The 17,927-nt window shown below is 37.5% G+C and carries 21 protein-coding genes; 15 read left to right on the top strand and 6 right to left on the bottom strand.

What is annotated here, in order from left to right:
* The first annotated feature begins 8 nt into the window (after positions 1-8).
* The 15 genes from EII41_RS11205 (at position 9) to EII41_RS14785 (ending at position 13,470) form a co-directional block, all read left to right on the top strand.
* Positions 9-602, top strand: coding sequence for a hypothetical protein (locus EII41_RS11205; protein WP_124790650.1), 594 nt, complete (start codon positions 9-11; stop codon positions 600-602).
* Between the two features lie 3 nt (positions 603-605).
* Entirely contained in the window at positions 606-1,664 is a 1,059-nt protein-coding gene (locus EII41_RS11200; protein ID WP_124790649.1) for a type IV secretion system protein, read from the top strand.
* A gap of 2 nt (positions 1,665-1,666) precedes the next feature.
* Positions 1,667-2,317, top strand: coding sequence for a hypothetical protein (locus EII41_RS11195; RefSeq protein ID WP_124790648.1), 651 nt, complete (start codon positions 1,667-1,669; stop codon positions 2,315-2,317).
* A complete protein-coding gene (traM, locus tag EII41_RS11190; RefSeq protein WP_124790647.1) occupies positions 2,277-3,653 on the top strand; it encodes a conjugative transposon protein TraM in 1,377 nt (458 codons plus the stop codon). Before EII41_RS11195 ends, traM begins: the two co-directional genes overlap by 41 nt.
* 187 nt (positions 3,654-3,840) lie before the next feature.
* Complete coding sequence (locus EII41_RS11185) at positions 3,841-4,929, top strand: DUF4138 domain-containing protein (protein WP_124790646.1); 1,089 nt, start codon at positions 3,841-3,843, stop codon at positions 4,927-4,929.
* A 2-nt stretch (positions 4,930-4,931) separates the two neighbouring features.
* Positions 4,932-6,077: a hypothetical protein gene (locus tag EII41_RS11180; protein WP_124790645.1), complete on the top strand. Its 1,146-nt coding sequence runs from the start codon at positions 4,932-4,934 to the stop codon at positions 6,075-6,077.
* A 121-nt stretch (positions 6,078-6,198) separates the two neighbouring features.
* Positions 6,199-7,242, top strand: coding sequence for a hypothetical protein (locus tag EII41_RS11175; protein WP_124790644.1), 1,044 nt, complete (start codon positions 6,199-6,201; stop codon positions 7,240-7,242).
* A 125-nt stretch (positions 7,243-7,367) separates the two neighbouring features.
* Positions 7,368-7,721, top strand: coding sequence for a hypothetical protein (locus tag EII41_RS11170; RefSeq protein WP_124790643.1), 354 nt, complete (start codon positions 7,368-7,370; stop codon positions 7,719-7,721).
* A gap of 121 nt (positions 7,722-7,842) precedes the next feature.
* Positions 7,843-8,031 (top strand): hypothetical protein, encoded by a 189-nt coding sequence (locus tag EII41_RS11165; protein WP_260425563.1) that lies wholly within the window; start codon positions 7,843-7,845, stop codon positions 8,029-8,031.
* Positions 8,032-8,087: 56 nt separating this feature from the next.
* A complete protein-coding gene (locus EII41_RS11160) occupies positions 8,088-9,896 on the top strand; it encodes an ArdC family protein (RefSeq protein ID WP_124790642.1) in 1,809 nt (602 codons plus the stop codon).
* A gap of 146 nt (positions 9,897-10,042) precedes the next feature.
* Positions 10,043-10,357 (top strand): single-stranded DNA-binding protein, encoded by a 315-nt coding sequence (locus EII41_RS11155; protein WP_124790641.1) that lies wholly within the window; start codon positions 10,043-10,045, stop codon positions 10,355-10,357.
* Positions 10,358-10,361: 4 nt separating this feature from the next.
* A complete protein-coding gene (locus EII41_RS11150) occupies positions 10,362-12,260 on the top strand; it encodes a type IV secretory system conjugative DNA transfer family protein (RefSeq protein ID WP_124790640.1) in 1,899 nt (632 codons plus the stop codon).
* A gap of 62 nt (positions 12,261-12,322) precedes the next feature.
* Positions 12,323-12,496, top strand: coding sequence for a hypothetical protein (locus EII41_RS14185; RefSeq protein WP_185711904.1), 174 nt, complete (start codon positions 12,323-12,325; stop codon positions 12,494-12,496).
* A 46-nt stretch (positions 12,497-12,542) separates the two neighbouring features.
* Positions 12,543-12,998 carry a beta-barrel fold lipoprotein gene (locus EII41_RS11145; protein WP_124790639.1) on the top strand — a complete coding sequence of 152 codons (456 nt, stop codon included), beginning with the start codon at positions 12,543-12,545 and terminating at the stop codon, positions 12,996-12,998.
* A gap of 4 nt (positions 12,999-13,002) precedes the next feature.
* Positions 13,003-13,470: a PH domain-containing protein gene (locus EII41_RS14785; RefSeq protein ID WP_124790638.1), complete on the top strand. Its 468-nt coding sequence runs from the start codon at positions 13,003-13,005 to the stop codon at positions 13,468-13,470.
* 306 nt (positions 13,471-13,776) lie between these two features.
* On the opposite strand, the gene EII41_RS11135 is transcribed toward EII41_RS14785, so the two are convergent.
* The 6 genes from EII41_RS11135 to EII41_RS11110 form a co-directional block, all read right to left on the bottom strand.
* Positions 13,777-14,025 (bottom strand): helix-turn-helix transcriptional regulator, encoded by a 249-nt coding sequence (locus EII41_RS11135; RefSeq protein ID WP_124790637.1) that lies wholly within the window; start codon positions 14,023-14,025, stop codon positions 13,777-13,779.
* 41 nt (positions 14,026-14,066) lie between these two features.
* Positions 14,067-14,261, bottom strand: a complete 195-nt coding sequence (locus tag EII41_RS11130) for a hypothetical protein (protein ID WP_124790636.1) — start codon at positions 14,259-14,261, stop codon at positions 14,067-14,069.
* 616 nt (positions 14,262-14,877) lie between these two features.
* Entirely contained in the window at positions 14,878-15,090 is a 213-nt protein-coding gene (locus EII41_RS11125) for a hypothetical protein (protein ID WP_260425562.1), read from the bottom strand.
* Between the two features lie 65 nt (positions 15,091-15,155).
* Entirely contained in the window at positions 15,156-16,295 is a 1,140-nt protein-coding gene (locus tag EII41_RS11120) for a hypothetical protein (RefSeq protein WP_124790635.1), read from the bottom strand.
* Positions 16,296-16,715: 420 nt separating this feature from the next.
* Positions 16,716-17,093 carry a hypothetical protein gene (locus EII41_RS11115; protein ID WP_124790634.1) on the bottom strand — a complete coding sequence of 126 codons (378 nt, stop codon included), beginning with the start codon at positions 17,091-17,093 and terminating at the stop codon, positions 16,716-16,718.
* A gap of 4 nt (positions 17,094-17,097) precedes the next feature.
* A complete protein-coding gene (locus EII41_RS11110) occupies positions 17,098-17,790 on the bottom strand; it encodes a ParA family protein (protein WP_124790633.1) in 693 nt (230 codons plus the stop codon).
* Positions 17,791-17,927: the final 137 nt, after the last annotated feature.

Raw genomic sequence — 17,927 nt, 5'->3', positions numbered from 1 at the left:
TTATAGATATGAAAAAGTTAAGATTTTTGATTGTGTTAGTCATTGGAGTTGTATGTTGTTCAACTCATAGTAATGCACAGTTTGTTGTTACCGACCCGCCACACATTGTTGTGCAAGGATTGGAGTTTATTAAGAATCTTGCTCGCTGGAAACAGCAAGTGCAGCAGTTTGATGATGCACAAGATTTGCGTAAGGGACTGCAAAGGATGAAAGCATTAAAAGAACTACAGGCCTTAAAAGAGCTGGCGAGTATGGCCGATGATGTTGCTTGTTTGCAGTCAGAGTTCAATTTCTACATCAACTTAAGTTCGAACTATGATTGTTTGAAGTTTTTGAATTTCCAATCTGTGAACATGGATTTTCGGATAGGGACGGATTTGCTGGATAAAGTGATTACTGTACAAAACTATTTCGACATGAACAGCGAGGGGCGGCTGGCGTTCGTAAAACAAGCCAGGGACGTTATGGAAGAATCATCGCAAAAGATGAAGGAATATAACGCCATGGCTTCTCGTGCGATTCGGAAGCAAGCGAAAGAGGATTATATGAAAGACAATTTCGCGAATGGTAAAAGGTTGTGTTTTAACCGTTACGCCAAATAAATTATGGAAGATTTCTTATGGGGATTGAAGATCAATGATGACTTAACAATGTCATTGATCGGAAAAACGACAGTTGTGGGTCTAGGAATCGCTACAATCGGTTTTCTCTGTAACGTAGCCTATAATTACTTGCGCTCCGGCGCAAGTAATTTGTTCGGTCAAGAAGAGCCGTTCCCGGACATGATGGATATTGCTCGTTGTATTGTCTTGTTTCTCTGCCTCTCTTTGTACACGCCGATTGCAAAAACAATTGTGGGAACATTAGAGGCCATCAATCAAACGTCTGCATTAACTGCGGACACACAGCTAGAGTGGGCACAGGCATTTGAATATTATAAAGAGAAAGAGCAGAAATCACTGGGCGAAAAAGGAGCGTTAGAAGAAGCAGTTAAAAAAGGAGGGGCTAATCAGGCAGCGGCGCAAAATGAATTGAATAAGATTGAACAGCATGAGGCTGATAAAAATGCAGTCAACAACGAGGAGATAAAAGCCAGTTTGTCGGAATTATGCGGCTATTTAAATCCAATGAACTTTGGAATAGCGTTATTACACGCGGTCGCGTGGGCAATCGGAGGAATTATACAGCTTGTTGTTATGGGGTTTGCGACAGTTGCCCTGAAGGTGATGATTATACTTGGGCCTTTCGTTTTCGGCTTCTCGATGCTTCCGGTATTTCGCCGTCAAATCAACGTTTGGTTTGGATCGGTCTGCTCGCTTGGGATATCTTTTACCGTGATCAATATCATGAATTGCATCATGTGGAAGCTCTTTAAAGACATGTGGAATTTTGATTTAAGCAATCCGGCAGCTTCGACGTTTGGAGCGGCGGAGATGATCCCAATCGACCTGGCCATGATCGGTTGCTATTGTAGTGTTTTTTGGCTTTCTTCCAAGATCGTGGGTCATCGTGATATGGGACAACTGGCATCAAAGACTATGGCGTTGCTTTCAAGTGCTGCTATGATTGCGGCAGGCGGAGCTGCGGCAGCAAAAGGATTGGGTGCTGCTGGAAATGTTGGTCAGGCCGCATCTGCCGGAAAGAGTATTATAAAAGGTGAATAAAGATGGATTTGACTAATTTTAAAGCTATTGATAAAACGATGAAAGCGACAACTATATTAGCGTTGTTGTTCGGCGGCATTATGGCAATCGCTTTCGTCAGTTGCTTTATCTATCTCTCAAATAAGATAGATAAAGCTTATTCGCATGCACTTGTGATAGATACTTCAGGCAAGGTCTATGAGACTACGACTGTCGAATCAGCTCAAATGCGAAAGTATGAGTATGAGAACCATATAAAGATGTTTGTTAATACATGGTATGCTTTTGACGAAAGCAACTATGAGAAGAACATCCAGACTGCGTTACATTGGATCGGGAATCGAGGCAAAGAGCTTCTTTCCGAATACAGGGATGTTGACATGTACAACTCGTTAATACAGAAAAATATTCGATATGGTGTATTGTTGAAAGATATCGAATTGAATATAACAACGCTGCCGGTATCCGGCAAAATCTATTTTACGCAAATGGGATTTCGTTCCCGGGGCAGTTCTGCACGTGATGTATTTGTCGATTTTACTTTATATGATGTAGACCGGTCGTCAGAAAATCCGCACGGTGTAAAAATAGAAGATTGGATTGTTCGTTACTCGGAACCGAGAGCGACGACAAATGAAGAAGAACGTACAAATAAATCTTACCAAGATGAATGAGAAAATACAACAATGGATAAAGGGTAATAATAAGCTTTTAATGCTTATTCCGTTACTCATGGGTGCATTTCTTTTTCTTCTCTTTTTTCTGTTCAGCAAAGAGAAAAAAGAGGAAAAAAAAGAAAAAGAAGCAGTAACGAAATTTGAACCGATGTCAGAAGAAGATACCTCCGTCAAAGATAAAATTACGGCATACGATCGTGATAAAAGAGAAGAAGAACGCAAAAGAAATCTTCAGCTTCGGGGAATGGATTTCTACAAGAACATGCGCGATCGCGAACAAGAAGACTATGAACGATATGCAGTGGAAAAGATGCAGAGAGGAGTAGGTAATTCGTTTTATGAAGATGACTATAGTCCGTCCGGAAATAATCCTTATTATGATGAGATAGAAGACGGAGGGAATAATCCACGTTGTTCACGTTCACGACGTTATTCCGACCGTATCGCCAAAAACTTGGAAGATACGGAAAGGGCTTATCAGCAGCAAGAAATTGAGGATGTTATAGACGAATATGTGAGACGTGGAGAAATAAAAAGAGAACAGGCTGAAGAAATAAAGAAGTCTAAAGAGCTATACACACAATTAGGTATTCTCCCTCCGGAAGAAAAGAAGGCTTCTGTCCCGGAACCGGAACCATCTTCAGGTGCATCTTCAGAGCCCAGCACTGAAGAAAAGCCGTTTATCATTGACGAATCAGGAAAGCGCCAACGGCGTATGAAAGATGTTCCGGATATACGACCTAATTTAATAAGAGCCTGCGTTCATGGCAATCAGACGTTGATTTCCGGTGGAACAGTACGCTTACGTTTGTTAGAAGCTATTGTCTTAAATGGGCAAGAAATACCCAAGAACACGATCTTTTACGGAACTGCCGGAGGCGGTGGAACACGTTTGCGGATCACCGTTGAAAATATCCGCATCGGTTCATATATAACCCCTGTAAGCTATATTATTTATGATAATGATGCAATCGAGGGGCTCAATATACCGAACAACTTAAAAGCTAAGGCAAAAAAACAGGCTGAACAAAGTCTGACGTCAGGCATCAGGCTTCCTTTGTCAAGTATCGGAACAATAACAGCAGAAATAACATCTGCGATTAACGCAGTAAGTCAAACGACAAGGCAGATCATACAATCGTACCTTAACTTGATTAGAATTGACTTAAAAGCGAACTACCAGCTCTATATTCATGAAGAAACGAAGGATGAGCGCAAGGCAAGAGAACAAAAGGAAAAAGAGGCTCTACGAATTTACATGAAAGAGTTAGAGCCCAAACAAGAAAATACCTTGCAAACGGTATTAGATCAGTTGTATAACCAAAATATATAAGCATATGGACTTGATAACAATCCCTCTCGGGTTAATTGCCGTTTTTATAGTATATAAGATATATGCAAAACGAAAAGAACAGGCTTCTTTTCAAGAAATAAAGTTCTGGGTTGTTGCATTATGTCTTGATCTTCTTCTGCTATGGGGAATAAATATCTATTTAGGTTTCATTCAAAAAGTGTAATTTATGAGAAAGTTTTTCTATGTGTTTTTAGCGGCCTTTCTTGGTATCATTAGCAGTTACGGTCAGGAAGTACCCATGCGTACCATTGCAACGGTACAAACTGTGTATGTTTCGTTTGACAAAACGACGCATCTTGTATTTCCAGCCCCGGTCATCGATATTAGTTATAACAGGGAAGACTGTATCAATGCAAATCTTATAACGAATGTTCCTCATATTATCCGTTTACAAGTTGTCGAGGAACAATTTACCGACACAATCGGATTAACGGTCGTTTGCCAAAATGGTTCCGTTTTTCCGTTTAAAGTTAGGTATCTTCCGGAGCATATGCCTTACGGATTTGTTGCATATGCAAACAATGACATATACAGAGAAAATTACGATGTACTGATAAACAACCGAAACGTTGTAAATATATTCTTTCCGAACAACGTAATTTACTGTTGGCATGGTAATGAAGAAGCATTAGGCTGTGAGTATAGCAACAACATGGTGAAGTTGGGAACTACGTTAGATACTATACCGGAATCTAACTTGTTTGCTGTTGATGCCAATTTTGGATTATACGAAATATCTATCAAAACAGGAGAAAGCGAAAGTCATACCTACAATCTTGATAATGATAGAAAGTATACCGCGCTGTTAGCCGTAAACAGTGACGAGATGAGTATATTAATGAATCGTCTAAAACAAAAGCGTCGAAATATCTTTAGTGTTGGCGTAATAAAAAACAAATTAGAGATGTCATTAGCGAATCTGTTTGTTCATAATGAATATTTGTTTTTTTCATTCGATATTAAAAACTTCACGAATATTGATTATGATATAGACTTCATCAAGTGTTTTGTTCGCGATCTAAAGACGAATAAAAATTCAACACAACAAGAAATACAAGTCGATCCTGTTTACTCGGCAGACTTTAACAAAAAGATTGCAGGGAAAACAGACAACCGATTTATTCTTGTTTTTAACAAGTTTACAATACCCGACGACAAGGTATTTCTTATCGAAATGTTCGAAAAGGGCGGTGGTCGCCATATGCAAATAGAAATACTGAACGAATATCTCCTAAACACCCAAAAATTAAATTAGCTATGAGAATCGAGGAAACATTAAAAGAATACGCTTTTCAGAACGTAGGTCAATTTCGTGCGATTGCTAAAGAACTCGGCTATTCAGAGGAATATAACAAAGGCGAATTACGCTATGAAAAGGGGAAAGAAGAAAAGACAATAGACAACCTTCAGGAAATATCCAAAAAAAATCTTTGTCAGTTCTTCAATAAAGAAGAAGCCAACAATCCGGATTACATACGCAACTTACTTTCAGAGAAAAACATCTCTGTCGTAAGATGGGAAGGATTGAAAGAAAAAGACGGAGCCATGAAGGATGCCTTTACTATCATAGATCACGAAAACAAAGTCTGCTATACAGGACGATCTTTTTATGACTATGCTTTTGAGAGGGGGTATTTACTCGATGGAAAAGGATCGCAGCAGGAAAAAGGCGTCATGTCAGATATGAGGGAAATTAACGGAAAACAGGCGAAAGTTCGTCTGACCGAGAACGGCATTTCTGTTTTCTACAAAAAAGAGACATTAGTTATTCCGGATTCGATCCTGGGACGTCGATTAACCGAGGACAATAAAAATGAGCTATTACAAGGAAAGATTGTCCTCGTAGGCAAAGAAAAAGACAATATTTTCTTACAAGTAGACAGAGAATTGAACGCTGTAATTGTGCGTACAAACAAAGAACTTGCTGTTCCTAATGTAATCGGCCGAGGTATGGATTATTCAGGCCGTGAGTTAACTCTTGCCGATAAGGCCCTTCTTGCGAATGGATATTCATTAGACAATCAATTGATACAAACGAAGGAAGGACATTTTATTATGGCAGATGTGTCTTTAACAGAAGACATGCGAGGGATTCAATTCGCAAACATACAACAACTATCAAAGGAAGAAGCATTTGGTCTGATTGCAGCACAGGAAAAAATGGATTTATCTGTCGCCGGGCAGAATGTAACAGAGGAAAAAATACAAGAGGAAAAAGTAACAGAAGAAAAGGGTACTTCTCTGGATCCGGACACTGAGAAACAGAGAGAGCAAGAAGCCAAACTTCAAAATGCCATTTCCAAAGGTGATTTTGCGGCGATAATGGAACTTCATGCAGAAGGTTACAAACCTTCTGCGGATTCGATCCAGAAACAAAAGATAAAGCGACATTGGCCAATGTAAAACTTGCGCAGAATGACCCGGAGAAAGGAAAAAGTCAGGGCCAAAGCCATGATAAGACCAGGCAGGCCGTTGGTTTAGTTAATAAAGCGTTTTCAGACATGTAGTTAAATATTATAGTACTATGGATTATATAATAAAGAGTGCGGCCCAGCTTGATTGGGAAGAAAATCCAATGACAGTGGAAGATCTTATTGATGATGAAGCATTGTATTTCCCGGAAGAAATAAAGAGTGCGGCCCAACTTGACTATAATTTATCCGACAAACAGACTATTCGCACTGATTTAACTCTTGAAAAGTTAGAGAAATCAGTACAAGATAGACTGAAAAACGGTGAATTCGTCCATCATCACTGCTATTACTCAGAAGGTAATAGTAGTCGAGATAGGGTTGTTTGTTTTCCAGGGGTGTTATACTTACATGATGAGAGACTGTGTTGTAAAGACGTTTCTGACCCTGATTTACATTATGTCAGAGTTAATAATTATCTTACAGGAAGAGAAGAACTCTGGTATTATGAGCCGGAAGAAGTAGATCGAATAATAGAGAAACAGTATAGAAATAGCGGAGTTCTTCCTGAATGTGCCATGGTTTACAGTCCGTTAAACGAATTTTATAACATATACAAAAAATTACCGGTGGTAATTAATCCGGACATCAAAGACATTCATATATCGTCTCTCAATACATGGAAGTGTGTTATCGACGTCACTATAAAAGGAATCAAACAACCAAGTCAAAAAATATCGGATGAAGATATACATAGATATTTAGGAAATAGAGAGACAGGTCGTAGAGAATATGAGAAAGTGAGAGAGTTAGCTTCAAAATATTATCCGGTCATACCATTTTCTGTATCTTTTTCTTTTTTCTCTGCTGTTGTGGAAAAGAATGTAAAAGAACTGATTGACATCAGTAAGTCTGGTTTTATTCCTTCTTCTGATCTACTCAATGAGATGTACAAGAAAAATTATATACCGCATGAAATAAAGCCGATCCTATCGGAATTATTTTCTTTTCAAGGCAAAAAGCAAGAACTATTAAAAGAATACGCTTTTCAGAACGTAGGTCAATTTCGTGCGATTGCCAAAGAGTTGGGCTATTCAGAAGAATATAACAAAGGCGAATTACGCTATGAAAAGGGGAATGAGAAGAAAAGACAATAGACAACCTTCAGGAAATATCCAAAAAAAATCTTTGTCAGTTCTTCAATAAAGAAGAAGCAAACAATCCGGATTACATCCGGAACTTACTTTCGGAAAAAAACATCTCTGTCGTAAGATGGGAAGGATTGAAAGAAAAAAACGGAGCATTGAAGGACGCCTTTACTATCATAGATCATGAAAATAAAGTCTGCTATACTGGAAGATCGTTTTATGACTATGCTTTTGAAAGGGGATATCTACTTGATGGAAAAGGATCGCAGCAGGAAAAAATACAAGAGGAAAAAGTAACAGAAGAAAAAGGTACTTTTCTGAATCCGGACGTTGAAAAACGGGGAGAGCAAGAAATCAGGCTTCAAAATGCCGTTTCTAAAGATGATTTTGATACGATAATGAAACTTCATGCAGAAGGTTACAAGCCTTCTTCGGATTTGATCCGGGCACTCAAGAAACAAAAGATAAAGCGACATTGGCCAATGTAAAACTTGCGCAGAATGACCCGGAGAAAGGAAAAAGTCAGGGTCAAAGCCATGATAAGACCAGGCAAGCCGGCGGCTTGGTTAATAAAGCGTTTGCAGATATGTAGTTATAAATAAAAATGATATGGAAATGGAAAATTATGATGAATTAGTACAGCAATGTCAGAATGGAGAAATCGACATGTTACAATTTCTACTCGGACAAAAAGAACTGGCCAATGCTTTTTTGGCAGAGATGAAAGAAAAAGGCATAATCCCTACGCCGGAAAGCGCGGAAGAGTGGCTTATTGAATATGAAAAAAATATCATATAAGCAGATAAGGTCAGATAAGGTATGTTTGATTCAGGTTAAAAAATAAATAACTCAACATGGAAACACCAATTAATAAGGCATTACAAACATTTGCCAATTTGATGATTGATAAAATCAAATCGCTATCAGACGATAAAAAGGCAAGACAGCCATGGTTCTCGATGATGGGTGTCGGGTTTCCTCAAAATCTTTCCGGTCGTGTGTATAGCGGTTTTAACTCGTTTATGCTCTATTTACATCGAGAATACAAGAGTTATAAATTACCGGTTTATTTAACCTTTTTGCAAGCACAACAGGAAAAGGTGAGAGTAAACAAAGGAGAGAAATCTTTTCCGATAGTATATTGGGGGTTCACATATAAAGACAAGAAGGGAAACAGTATTTCGGAAGATGCTTACAATAATTTGTCTGTCGAGGAACGTAAATCATGCAAAAAAAGCGGATTTCTGAAAAGCTATTCTGTTTTTAATATTGAGCAGACGAATTATCCGGAGGTACATCCGGACAAATGGGCCGCTTTAAAAAAGCGTTTTGAGGTACCGGAGCTGAAGGATGACAAGAATATGCTTGCCTGTCCAAAGATAGACCTAATGCTTAACGATAATGCTTGGTTGTGTCCGATTCATCTTCGTGAGTCGAAATATGCATACTATTCTCCTACCAGAGATGAGATCGTTATCCCTGTCAAAGGGCAGTTTATAGATGGTGAGTCTTTTTACTCAACAATTTTGCATGAAATGTCACACAGCACAGGTTCAGAGGCGAGATTAAACCGTATCGCAAAAGATAGTGTTTTTGGTGACCCGAAATATGCAAAAGAAGAATTGATTGCCGAGCTGACAGCTGCGTTAATGTGTCAATCTTTAGGGATATGCTCCTATGTGAGAGAAGAAAACGCTCAATATCTAAAGAGCTGGCTTTCCGCATTGCAAGAAGAGCCTAAATTCATTCAAACCATCTTGTCCGATGTCAATAAATCAAGTAAAATGATTTCGGACGTGCTGACAAAACAAGAACTTGTTTTGTCCGATAAGGTTTACATCGATGACAATATCTATATTAAATCTTCTATATCGGATGATAAGAAGACTGTTACGCTCGCATTTTCGTATCATGATTTGTCAGAAGATGTCAAGAAATTGATAGATGCCGGCAATCAAGTAAAGTATCATTGCACGGTGGTAAATGCCGGAGATACTTTCGGTATTCCATGCCGTTTGTTTCTTGAAGATAAAATGCTTCAATGTGTCCCGGATATTGATCCCGGAATTGTTCCTGTTCCTGTCGTCAACTTGTTGACAGAAAAGCAAGAGTTTTGGTATTATAAGACTGAAGAAATAGACCTGTTATTAGAAGATCGAAACAAGCGTGATCTGCTTCCGGAGTATGCGATATCCGACAGTCCTCTATATAACTTTTACAGATTATACAGGGAGCTTCCGGTTTTGCTTAATCCGGACATCAAAGACATTCATATATTTTCTCTTAATACATGGAAGTCAGCTCTCGGTGTCACCGTAAAAGGAATAAAGCAGCCCAACCAGCGAATCGCAAAATCAGATATACAGTTTTATCTGAATAACAGAGGGCAGGGTCGTGAAGAATACGAGAAAGCCAAAGAATTGGCTTCAAAGTATTACCCGGCTATTTCGTTTGCGGCATCATTTGCTTTTTTTTCAGCCGTAATAGAGAAGAACGTTAAAGAGCTTTCTCAAATGAAAGATATAGGAATCTCTTTTGCGAAAAACTTGTTATCTGCAATGAGTAATAAGGACTATATACCGCATGAAATAAAGCCGATCCTATCGGAACTATTTTCTTTTCAGATCAAGAATCAAGAACCATTAAAAAGTATGATGATATGAACCGAAAACTATTAGAATTCATATGCGAACACCCCATTCTGTTTGTGGGTGTAACGTTATTTATGGCAACATGCCTTATCATTGTTTATTGGCGTGCCTATCATAATACCAAAAAGTAGAATTAATTCATTTTAAAAATATTATTTATGTTTACAGGAAATGTATTGGGATATCTCGGAGCAGATGCGAAAGAGATAAAAAGAGAAGAGAAAAAAGTAAGCATATGCTTCAATGTCTCCTCAAATTTAAAAACGGCTTCCGGCGAAGAAAAGACGACATGGATCAGCTGTTTTTTAAATCGTCCATCAAAAGTAGTCGAATACCTGAAAAAGGGAACGATGGTTTATGTATCGGGCGACATTAGTGTCAATGTTTATGAGCGTGAAGACGGCACAACTGTTCCAAACATAACGATGAATGTTTGGAAAATCGAGTTGTGCGGTAGTAGTACGGAGAAGTAAAGTCATGGATCAGGAAAAGAAAAGTTTGTCGTCTGTACTAATTCTGTTGTGTGTGGTAATCGGCCTAACAATCGCTTATCAATATCAAACAATTAATGAATTGTACGTATTCAGCAGTGCTTTATCAAGCCGTTTATACAAAATAATCGAGAAAGGCTATCTTTTTCGATTTATCTATATTGTCGTTGTTGCGGCGACGGCTTTTCTTTTTCCTGTACAAAAAGATCGTGATGAAACAAAGAAATGGATGTATACATTTACGACCATCATATTAGCGGCAGCTCTTCTCGTTGGCTTTACCCCGGTATCATCCATTTATAACCTGATTATTTTTCCGATAGTATGGATTGGCTATACATTAATGGTAGTATATACAATCCCTTATTTTCTAACTCCTCATATTGAATCGGATAAGTCTATTTTTGGGATATCCGATGAAGAATCGGATTTTTATTTTCGTCTTGAAACGCAGGATGGGGTGTTAAGGATCCACAAACCACAGCAAAATATTTACATCGACGGAGGGCCTGGATCCGGTAAGTCAGAAAGTTGGATAAAAGGAATGATCTACCAATGTGCAGAACGGAATTACGCAGGCTTCATTTACGATTGGGAAGGAGATCCGTCGAAGAAAAATTCTCCAATCCTTGCACAAATAGCGTATGGTAGCATTCGCCATTTTCGTGAAAGAGGGAGAAAAACTCCGAACTTCGCATTTATTAATTTTACGGACATGACGCGTACAGCCCGGGTCAATGTTTTTTCCGAAAAATATATGCCTCGAAGTGCGGAATCTCTTTTTATTCGGAACATTGCCGTTACGCTGATGAAAAATCTCGAGCCGGCGTGGAAAGAAAAAACAGATTTTTGGGCAAACAACGCAATAAACTATGTTTATTCGATCGCATACAAATGTTATAAACAAAGAGATTTAGGTATAAATACCTTGGCTCATGTGATAGCCTTTTGTTTGAGTGATTCGGATTTGGTGTTTGAATGGCTGGCCGAAGATACGGAAATTGCTTTGAATATGTCGTCAATGTTGACAGCCTACCGATTAGGCGCACAACAACAGACGGCCGGAGCTGTATCAAGTGCCCAGACGCCATTAGTGTTGTTAAACAACAAATATATTTTCTGGGTACTATCTCCTCTTCCGGAGGAAGAATTTTCATTAGACATAACGAATCCGGATCATCCTACTCTCTTATGTATCGGAAACGCTCCGAGCATAAAAGAAGCAATATCTCCGCCTATCAGCTGCATCTGTAGTGTTATAATGGCGCAGATGAACAACCCCGGCAAAGTAGCAAGCGTCTTCATGGTGGATGAATTTCCAACCGTAAATCTTCAAGGAATAGATACTTTCATAGGAACTGCAAGAAAGCATAATGTCAGTACGATATTAGCCGTTCAGGACTTTAATCAGGCTGTCAGAGATTATGGCGAAAAGAGTGCGAATATACTTCGTTCAAGCTGTGGTACGCAGGCGTTCGGCATGACCGGAAATGATAAAACGGCAAGAGATATAGAGAACTTATTCGGAGAAAAACGGGAGGCGCAGCGTTCAATCTCAAAGCAAGATTCTGGAGTCGGGAGTCAAACAGAATCTTTACAAAAGGAGAAAATTTTAAGAGCCAGGGACGTTGCCGGGCAACCGGCCGGCCATTTTGTTGGAAAAGTAGCGAATGGCCGTCCTCCTTACTTTAATACACAATTCAACATATGCAAGTATATTTCAGAAGAAATACCAGCTTTCTCCATGCCGGTACAAACTGGAAATGAAGAGATGGACAAACAGATATTAGAAGAGATTATCGATAAGAATTATGCTAATATTATACAGCAGGTCAACAATCTTTTGGAGGAAGTAAAATTCAGAAAAAAACAAGAGAAAAATTGATTTATCGTTTAAAAAATCGTATCTTTACTGATCTTAAACAGCTTACTAAAAATAATCTTAATATGAAAACGACACAAAAAAGGAAGGCGTCAAAAGTGCTTCAGGTTTTAATTTCTGTGGCAAAGGTTGTATTTGCAATCATCGTATTTTTGGTGAAGGCGTCGTTTAAATTTATTTTTTTCGTGCTGGCCGTGTTAGGACTTGCATCGATATTTAACCGTCGTTTTCTCGAATAATCAGATTTAATGATAAGAGACAAGTAATAATTTAATAAGAAAAAACATGAAAACAAGGAAAAGACTATTATTGGCAGGCTTGAGCATGTTGTTCGCCTTTGCATTAACAAACTGCGGAAAAAATAATGATCCTGATATAGGGCGGAAAGCCATATATCGGGTAGATATAGATACTTCCGGTGATGAAGGTACAATATCTTTACTGTCGTTTCATATTCTCAAAGGAGATCAGATAGACAACAGCACATATATTCGTGATAATATCAAGGGCGAAAATACACAGCTTACTTCAATCACAACAGCACGACTTCCTGTTGGAAAATCGAGTTATGAGACAATGGATGGGGTAGAAAATATCATGATAACAGTGGGTGTGGGAAATACTGGAGAGACGCCATCAATTGTAAAGGTAACAGTGTATAAAAACAATCAGGAGATATATACTAAAACGATGTCTTCTCAGGATAGCATTACACAGCTTACATTCAACAGTAAACGGTGAGAATATGTTTCTTTGCCCAAAACCAATTTATTGGCTATGCAAGTATTTTATAATACTTGTAATAGCCTTTGGATTGCTAATATTCAGAGGTTATATAGACGATCAATACTTAGGAGAAGGTATGCTTTATTTAAGCTTATTTCTTTTTTTAGTATTGGTCTACACCTATATTGATATGTTGTTTTGCACTTCCTGGCATATAACGGAAGAACGGATTCAGCTTAAAAGAGGCGTTTTCTATAAAAAACGAGATTATATAGAGTTATATCGCGTCGTCGATTATGAAGAAACACAATCACTCATACAGATGATATTCCTGAATAAGACTGTAACGATTATTTCCGGAGACAAGACGCATCCGGTTTTGAAAATCTACGGAATAGATAATAAGATTTTGTTAATCGATTACATCCGGACGCGAGTTGAGAAACAGAAGCGCCTACACGGAATTTATGAGGTTACGAATCGATAACACAAAGGTTCTCTAAGTCTCCCCGTCCGGTAAGCTGGAGCGGGGTGCAAGTTCTAATTAATAATCAAGAAAGCCCGGATGGGCTTTTTGTATTCTACAATAGTGCGAATAAAAAAAGAAAGCTCCATGCGCCTTATGAAAAGACGCATGGAGCAAGTTGTAATTAAAAATTAAGAGAGCCCAACCGGGCTCTTTTACTCTTTATAATACGAAAAATTCGTATTGATAATTAATATTTCAATTCTTCAACGCAGTACGATTAAACACGTGACAAACATACAAAAATATATGCGATTACGTCAGCCATTATTGGGGGATTGAGTTTCTTTCTTCAACTAAATCGATTTCGCAACCTAACGCCCGCGCAACAGTCGAAAGCGTTTCGATCTTGAAATTATACCGCCCGCGCTCAATAGTGGCGATTGTCGAGGGGGTGGTACCGAGCTTCTCCGCGAGCTGCTTTTGCGTCAGCCCGCGCATTTTGCGTACCTCTTTCACCCTCCGCCCGATCCGGAACCGGTCGAGTTCGGGGGTGAATTGTTCGTTATCTTTCATATCTATAAAAAAGCCCCGACCCCGGTCGGGGCGGGGTTGTGTTATTGCATATAAAATACTTTCTCTCTTATCACGCTGTCATCTTCAGCCGTGATTTCGATATAACTTGCGCCACACATATCCTCTCCAAGGAGCGTAAGAGCTAAATCTCTCGCTTCTTTAAGAGAGTAACAAGTAAATTCTTTCGAGAATAAATCATTTTCTTCTGCGTCAAAATAAACAAACATATATTTCATAATTTCTTCGGTAGTCTTTATCGTGTCACCCGCACGTTTTAATTTTTAATTACAATACAAATATAGTGTATGCGCTACATTTATGCAAGCTTTTTGCATATTTTAACTGTGATTTTAGGTTTAATTAACTGTGTTTTAAAAGGCTAAAAACGAGCAATATAGAGGGTTTTAGAATATATTTTTTCCGAAAGTAACTCAAACTTGTCTCCGATTGAAATATCAGAGACGGTAAGCAAATCCGGAACGGATGCTTACCAGTCGTTGTTATGGAAATCGGAGACATGTTTGTATAAAATCAGGACGAATGGGTTTTACTGTTCAATCTTGATTGAATTGAAAAACTTGTTCGTCCTTCCGCTCTCCCCTGAAGGGGGGCTAATGCGTTAGGGATAGTAGCGTTTGTTTAAACTCTTTTTTTAAAAAGAAAAAAGAGTGAGTGCGGATAGCCCGACGGCTTAGCCGGAACGCCCAAAGTTTAATAAAATGAATAAAGCAAGGGGGGATTTGGGAAGAAAAACAGTTTAAATAAACGGTCGTTTGTTTGAACGAACAATTATTTTATTCACAAAGGTAGAGGTTTTTTGGGAAATGCGTTAAATAAGTATGTTAAATATAGTTAAAAAACATCCTTTTTTTTCCACTTTTCTTGTTGCGCTTGTTCCCAACCTGCTTCTGAAAGATATTTTCTTATTCGCTCCTCAGGTACATAGAAACCTTTTAAATATCTGCTTTTGTCTTTTTGCGCTTGTTGAAAGCTGCCAGATGTGTTCGCATACCATTTTCTCCTACTGATTAAGTCCTTAAATGCTTCATCTAAAGTCATTTCCATCTTTGATAAAATTTCCGCAAAGTTAATATTCGGACAAAAATAAAGCAAATAAAAATAATTGATAATTAAAATACGAACTTCTTTGGATCGAACCCAACATCTTCAGGAGACTTCCCGAATGCTTTTCTGAATTCATCTACGTATATAGCACGTTTTAGTCTGATGTCTGCTTCAGAATAGAACCATTCATGAAATTGTTGTTCTCTTTCATGATCAGACATGATTTCTTGAACCTTCTCCCCGATTTCATGGGCCGGAGCATGTGCAATATTCTTCAGGTAATAGTTAATAACAGACTTAAAGAAACGATCTGTAAATACAGCCTTGTATTCTTCGTTGAAGAAATCAAGTGTATCTTTTGAGAAATAAAATTTTACCGTGTATGCATAACGTTGATTGACTCCTTTAATGTATTCGTAATTAAATTTTGTCGTCGTTAGTCGGGAGTTAATGGCGTTAAGGATCTTTGTTATTTGTTTTTTTCTTTGTTTGTTTTCTTTATTGTTTACATCGAAAATGTAAGCCAATTCATTTACTGTCTGGGTAAAAAATGGAACCTCGTTTTTAGTAATTTTCCATTTTACGATTGAAACCATGCGCGATAGTTGTAAATAGAATCTTTTATAACCTGAGCGATTTGGTAAAGCTCGGTAGTCACTTGTATCAATCAGATTGTAATCATAAAACAACGTGTCAACAATCTTCTTCCCCAGTTTGGCAGAATAAAGGCGTTTGGTCTTCTTCTTTGTCTGAAAATTATCTTTTATACCGAAAGAATCGATGATTTGTATTCCAGAGTAAAATGTAACCCCATCACGGACGTACGGAAACATTAAATTTGTTTCTGTCAATTTATACAAAGCAGCTTCAAAAGAAGTTTCAATGTTATGATAATAAATAGGATTATTATTTTCGTCATGCTGTATATAAACAGGAGCATCCTTACCAGTGATCTCTTTCAATTTTTCTTTTGAGAGCCTACTTTCTAACATTGTGCGATTATATCCCATTTTCTTACAAAAATCTTGTATAGAAAACCACGACTCACCAAATAAATCACAAACTTGATGCTGTGATAAAAAGACAATAAGGTCTACAATAACATTACTTCCCGGGATCAAGTCAAAAAGCTGATCCATCAACTTTGAATTTAAATTATTCGTTAATGCACGTGGCACGCGATTTATATTCTCTTTTTCTTTCATTTCTTATTCTATTAATCGTAATACTCGGTCATCAACTTCCAGATGTCTAAAACTAACCACCTTTTAAGAAAAAACGCCTTTCCAGATGTCTAAAACTAACCACCTTTGCATTTTTAGATGTCTAAAAGTCGCCACCTTTGCATTTTTAGATGTCTAAAAGTCGCCACCTTTAACCCCAGATGTCTAAAACTAACCACCATTGAGAAAAAGATTAAACCCTAAAAAACAAGCGATTTTCTTTTCCAGATGTCTAAAACTAACCACCATTATTCTTAAAAACTTAAAAACTTAAAAAAGAACCTATGTTATAATAACATATACCAGCCTCAAAAAACAAAGAAATGACCGAAAAAACACCTTTTTATTTCGTCAAACATCCCTTTTTCCTGTTTTTTCGATACTTTCGGAAAAATATCCCCATTATTTTATCTCTGATTTAATGTAGTTCTGAATGCTTGTTTCATTCGAATCAAAGAATTCATACAAAATATTGCTCAATATTAATGCGATGCTTGTATTTGAGCAAGACGCTAACAATTTCAATTTTCGATGGATGTCCGCTGGTATTCGAACAGCTTCAGACCTGTCTTCTTTGTCCGATTTTTCAAACAGGAAGCTGATTTGATTTTTTTCCGAAAGTTCTTTTTTGTTGCGCCTTTTTTCTTTGTTTTCTGATTCTACATGTTCAATATTTGTTTCTGGTTCTGCTTCTGCAACAGACTTGATATTACTTACCCCTTTTTCCATGTTTTGTGCTGACCTAAGCAGCGTCGCGAATTTGTTGTCTTTCGTTCCCATTTTTTTAATTTATGAAATTTGTTATTATACTTAATATTTCTTCGCAAAAATCGTTACAGTCGTTTGTATATTCTTTTGAGATTGTTGTAATATTTCGCTGCATACTTACTTTACTTTCCTTTATGTGATTATCCATCAATTGGAAGGGAAGAATTTCTTTATTAGCAATTAGTTCTTTATACTCAATCAGGTTTGGGGTAACACGGTTGGGTACTCCTTTAACAACTGTTTTTAACGAGTTCATTTTTCGAGCTTCAGGAATTTGCTTGTAAATATTGTAAAATTCAAGAGTCCCGTCTAAGCTAATTCTGTTTGTTTCAAAAGGTATTATTACAATGTCAACAAGGTGTAATCCTTCTATTACTCCTGCTTGTTTGATATTTCCCGGGAAATCGATTAAGATTATATCAAATGTTTTTTTCATGTATTCGATATAATTTTTAATCTCGCTTGATGAAATGTTTATTATTTCATATTCGTCTTCTTTGTTTACGCCATCTAATTCAGATGTTTCGCGTTGTCGCATTTTTCCTAACGAGTTCTGTGCATCGTCGGCGTCTATCACTGCGATATTTAGATGATGTTCTTTTCCGAATTTGTTAAGATAGCCAGCAAGCACAGATGTTAGTGTACTTTTTCCACTTCCTCCTTTTGAATTTGCAAAAGCGAGCACAATGCCCGGTAAAATTTTTCCCATAGTTTTTTTGTGGCAAATATATACATATTTTTATATTAATCTTTTTAATAACTTTTATTTGTAATACATTAACTATTTTTATATATTTATATATAGATAATAATAATCATATATTATTACATATCTATGTATATAAT

The sequence above is a fragment of the Tannerella forsythia genome (genome assembly GCF_003860135.1).
GTDB classification, from domain to species: domain Bacteria; phylum Bacteroidota; class Bacteroidia; order Bacteroidales; family Tannerellaceae; genus Tannerella; species Tannerella forsythia_A.
Note: the sequence above shows the minus strand (reverse complement) of the source record. Positions and strands in the feature narration are given on the sequence as shown.

Excerpts from the sequence above, each read along its gene's own strand:
- EII41_RS11205 (WP_124790650.1), top strand. The coding sequence starts at position 9 with ATGAAAAAGTTAAGATTTTTGATTGTGTTAGTCATTGGAGTTGTATGT.
- EII41_RS11200 (WP_124790649.1), top strand. The coding sequence starts at position 606 with ATGGAAGATTTCTTATGGGGATTGAAGATCAATGATGACTTAACAATG.
- EII41_RS11195 (WP_124790648.1), top strand. The coding sequence starts at position 1,667 with ATGGATTTGACTAATTTTAAAGCTATTGATAAAACGATGAAAGCGACA.
- traM (WP_124790647.1), top strand. The coding sequence starts at position 2,277 with ATGAAGAAGAACGTACAAATAAATCTTACCAAGATGAATGAGAAAATA.
- EII41_RS11185 (WP_124790646.1), top strand. The coding sequence starts at position 3,841 with ATGAGAAAGTTTTTCTATGTGTTTTTAGCGGCCTTTCTTGGTATCATT.
- EII41_RS11180 (WP_124790645.1), top strand. The coding sequence starts at position 4,932 with ATGAGAATCGAGGAAACATTAAAAGAATACGCTTTTCAGAACGTAGGT.
- EII41_RS11175 (WP_124790644.1), top strand. The coding sequence starts at position 6,199 with ATGGATTATATAATAAAGAGTGCGGCCCAGCTTGATTGGGAAGAAAAT.
- EII41_RS11165 (WP_260425563.1), top strand. The coding sequence starts at position 7,843 with ATGGAAATGGAAAATTATGATGAATTAGTACAGCAATGTCAGAATGGA.
- EII41_RS11160 (WP_124790642.1), top strand. The coding sequence starts at position 8,088 with ATGGAAACACCAATTAATAAGGCATTACAAACATTTGCCAATTTGATG.
- EII41_RS11155 (WP_124790641.1), top strand. The coding sequence starts at position 10,043 with ATGTTTACAGGAAATGTATTGGGATATCTCGGAGCAGATGCGAAAGAG.
- EII41_RS11150 (WP_124790640.1), top strand. The coding sequence starts at position 10,362 with ATGGATCAGGAAAAGAAAAGTTTGTCGTCTGTACTAATTCTGTTGTGT.
- EII41_RS14185 (WP_185711904.1), top strand. The coding sequence starts at position 12,323 with ATGAAAACGACACAAAAAAGGAAGGCGTCAAAAGTGCTTCAGGTTTTA.
- EII41_RS11145 (WP_124790639.1), top strand. The coding sequence starts at position 12,543 with ATGAAAACAAGGAAAAGACTATTATTGGCAGGCTTGAGCATGTTGTTC.
- EII41_RS14785 (WP_124790638.1), top strand. The coding sequence starts at position 13,003 with ATGTTTCTTTGCCCAAAACCAATTTATTGGCTATGCAAGTATTTTATA.
- EII41_RS11135 (WP_124790637.1), bottom strand. The coding sequence starts at position 14,025 with ATGAAAGATAACGAACAATTCACCCCCGAACTCGACCGGTTCCGGATC.
- EII41_RS11130 (WP_124790636.1), bottom strand. The coding sequence starts at position 14,261 with ATGAAATATATGTTTGTTTATTTTGACGCAGAAGAAAATGATTTATTC.
- EII41_RS11125 (WP_260425562.1), bottom strand. The coding sequence starts at position 15,090 with ATGGAAATGACTTTAGATGAAGCATTTAAGGACTTAATCAGTAGGAGA.
- EII41_RS11120 (WP_124790635.1), bottom strand. The coding sequence starts at position 16,295 with ATGAAAGAAAAAGAGAATATAAATCGCGTGCCACGTGCATTAACGAAT.
- EII41_RS11115 (WP_124790634.1), bottom strand. The coding sequence starts at position 17,093 with ATGGGAACGAAAGACAACAAATTCGCGACGCTGCTTAGGTCAGCACAA.
- EII41_RS11110 (WP_124790633.1), bottom strand. The coding sequence starts at position 17,790 with ATGGGAAAAATTTTACCGGGCATTGTGCTCGCTTTTGCAAATTCAAAA.